General features: G+C 68.3%; 2 protein-coding genes. Both read right to left on the bottom strand.

Annotated features, from left to right (window positions below):
- Positions 1-1,851: 1,851 nt before the first annotated feature.
- Positions 1,852-2,310, bottom strand: a complete 459-nt coding sequence (locus A3ES_RS50785; protein ID WP_020393461.1) for a single-stranded DNA-binding protein — start codon at positions 2,308-2,310, stop codon at positions 1,852-1,854.
- A gap of 112 nt (positions 2,311-2,422) precedes the next feature.
- Entirely contained in the window at positions 2,423-2,734 is a 312-nt protein-coding gene (locus tag A3ES_RS50780) for an ester cyclase (RefSeq protein WP_272944675.1), read from the bottom strand.
- Between the last annotated feature and the right edge of the window lie 79 nt (positions 2,735-2,813).

The following is a 2,813-nucleotide window of genomic DNA, read 5'->3' as shown; positions in this document are numbered from 1 at the left end:
GACCGAGGAACTGCGTGTGTGGGACCGAGGAGCTCTGCGGGGTGGGACCGAGGAACTGCGTGTGTGGGACCGAGGAGCTCTGCGGGGTGGGACCGGGGATCTGTGCGGAGTGGGCCGGGGAGCTGTTCGGTCGGGGTCAACTTTCGGTTCGGTGCCGGCCAGGCGGTGTCAGCACGTTCCTGAGGCGACTTGAGGAGACTTTTGCCCCGCCAGGAAGAGAAAACCCGCCCCAAGGTCAGCCAAAAACCTCCCCAACCGTTCAGCTAACCGGCTTCGATTCAACGGCCGGGCTCACTGCGAGCGCCGACGGTTGCGCCCCCTCGCCGGTCCAGGAACCCGACGCCAGTCGGCTGGCCGGCTCGACCATCGACAGGTCCAGCCTCGGCCGGCCGGACCAGCGAGCGAGGCGACCGGCACCGCTCATCCGGTTCGCCCTGAGAGCTGTGAGCAGACCGGGTGAGTGCAATACGCCGCAGTCGATGAGCCGCGACCGACGGGCGGCAGCCACCCAACACGACCAGGCTGTCGCAACCCTCGCTAACAATTCCGCAAGCAACCACAAGCCCTCCGCCCGCCCGATGCACACCCGACACGGGGACACTGTGCGCGGGACACGAGGCGCGGGGACGCGAGGCACGAGGACGCCAGGCACGAGGACGCGAAGCGCGACGGCGCGAAGCACGAGCATGCGAGGCACGGGCATGCGGGCATGCGGGGACGTGAGCACGTGACGCGGGCATGCGGGCATGCGGGATGTGAGGCCCGGGCGTGCGGGCATGCGGGGACGTGAGCATGCGAGGCGCGGGCATGCGGGCACGGTGGGAGGGTGCGGCTCGCGGCGTACCAGGCCAAACCACGGTCGGCGCCGTACGCCGTGGGCCCGTGGGTTATAGGCGGCCAAGGCGGCAGGCCAGCAGTACGAGATCGTGAGGGCGCTGCCGGCATCCAGCAAGCACCCGTTGCCGGCCACGGCGCACGCGGACATGCGGATACCCAACACAGGCACGCAGACCCTGCGGATACGCGAGTACGCGAGCACGGGAGCACGGGAGCACGCGAGCACGCACGCGGGTGGGTGGGCATGCACGCAGGTGGGCACGCATGAAGCACATGCAGGCGCTCGGGCATGCGGAAGGACGGGGCAGACCGGGTACTGCGGCAGGTCGGCGGGGGACGCTCCTCGGCCGGGGGGTGAGCCCAGTGGGGCCCGCTGGGGTGGAGCGAAGTGGCCGTCTGGTGGTCGGCGTCGGGTACGGCGCGGTTGTGGTTCGCCGCTTGCCGTGGCAGGCCGTGGTGGGTGCCGGACGGCGTGGGCTCGCAAGCCGACGACCGCGTCGTCCGCCGGGGATCTTGCGGACCGTTTCCAGGTCAGGGTTGAGCGGTAGTGGTGGCCGCTAGGGTCGAGAGAGGGGCACCTCCGGTGGTGGGTGTTCGGGGTACGGCGAGGTTGTGGTTCACCGCTTGCTGTGGCAGGCCGTCGTGGGCGCCGGACGGCGTGGCCTGCAAGGCGGTGAGCGTCGTACGGCGAGGTTTGCCGCCGGTCGACCAGGACCCCTGTAGACGAGGGCGCTGAGCATTCAGTAGGTGTTCGCGGGCATGTGAACACCTGGCTTGGGGATTAGGTCAGGATGCCGAATCCCCGGCACAGACAGCTGAGCAGCGAGTACTGCGCCCGACTGCCCGCAAGTGCTCTTGACGGCTGCGGCTGGTGGCCGGCTGGGTGAGCATTCGCGGGGTCGCGGGCGTTGGCGTGCGCGCACTTTGAGCGCACGGGTTGAGTGCGGATGTTGGGCGCGCGAGGCCGCGGGCCCGAGGTCTGTTATAGGGGCCCTGGCGCGGGCGCGGCTGCGGTTACGCGGCTTGGGGTTGTTGGGATGGGGCGTCGGTTAGTGAGGTTGGGAGGTCTTGGTCGGGGGGTGGGAGTTCTTGGGATTGGGGGCGTGGCTGGGTTTTGGTGAAGGTGGCGGTGCCTTTGGAGAGGTCGTGGCCGATTCCGTAGGCTTCTAGGATCAGGCGGGATCTGGGGGCGCCTTCCTCGTCTTGCCATTCGGTGGTTCGGAAGCGGCCGGTGACGACTACCGGGTGGCCGCGTTCCATGGACTGGTTGACGTTCGTGGCCAGTGCTCGCCAGCACTCGACGGTGAACCAGTTCGTCGGGCGGTCAGTCCAACCGCCCGTACTGCGGTCGAACTGGCGGGGCGTGGTGGCCAACCGGAACGTGGCTACCGGCAGGCCCTCCGACACCTCCTTGAACCGGATGTCGCTGCCGATCCACCCCTGCACTGCCAGATAGGTCTCGCCGATGCTCATGTCATCCGCCTTCCTCGGGTCGCATAAGTGCTGTCACCAGAGAAGATGCCCGGCTTCCGCCCGTTCCGAGAACGACTTCAAAGCCTGTGGACAACCAAGGCCGGCAAGCGGCTCAGCTCGCGCGCTTAGCCTGACTCTTGGCCCGGGCCATCCGGATCAGGTAGATCGGCGTCGGCGGCACCCAGCCGAGCTGCTTCGCCTGGCCCAGGTCGTCACGGTTCGCCCAGTGTTCGAGGACCAGCCCGCCGTCGACCCGGAACCAGTGCGACTGAGTGATCGCGAACGTCTTACCCGTCGGCGGGAACACCGTGTCGACCTCCCCGGCGTCGTCGTACACGACGAACGGAGCAACGTGCCGCCCACTCATCGTCGAGTTCACCGCCACCAAATCCCCATCGGCGACGGCATAGTGAGGTTTTCTCACCGGGGGCTGGCCGGCTGAGCCATGTCGTTGTCTAGAGCAACGGTGTGGTGAACAGGGTGTGTCGTGTGATTGGCGTGGG

Origin of the sequence: Kribbella catacumbae DSM 19601, from assembly GCF_000372465.1 — a bacterium.
Classification (GTDB): Bacteria; Actinomycetota; Actinomycetes; order Propionibacteriales; family Kribbellaceae; genus Kribbella; species Kribbella catacumbae.
The sequence above is the reverse complement of the archived record's forward strand: the minus strand, read 5'-3'. Positions and strand labels throughout refer to the sequence as shown.

Bases quoted from the DNA above. Each gene is read 5' to 3' on its own strand.
- A3ES_RS50785 (WP_020393461.1), bottom strand. From the start codon at position 2,310: ATGAGCATCGGCGAGACCTATCTGGCAGTGCAGGGGTGGATCGGCAGC.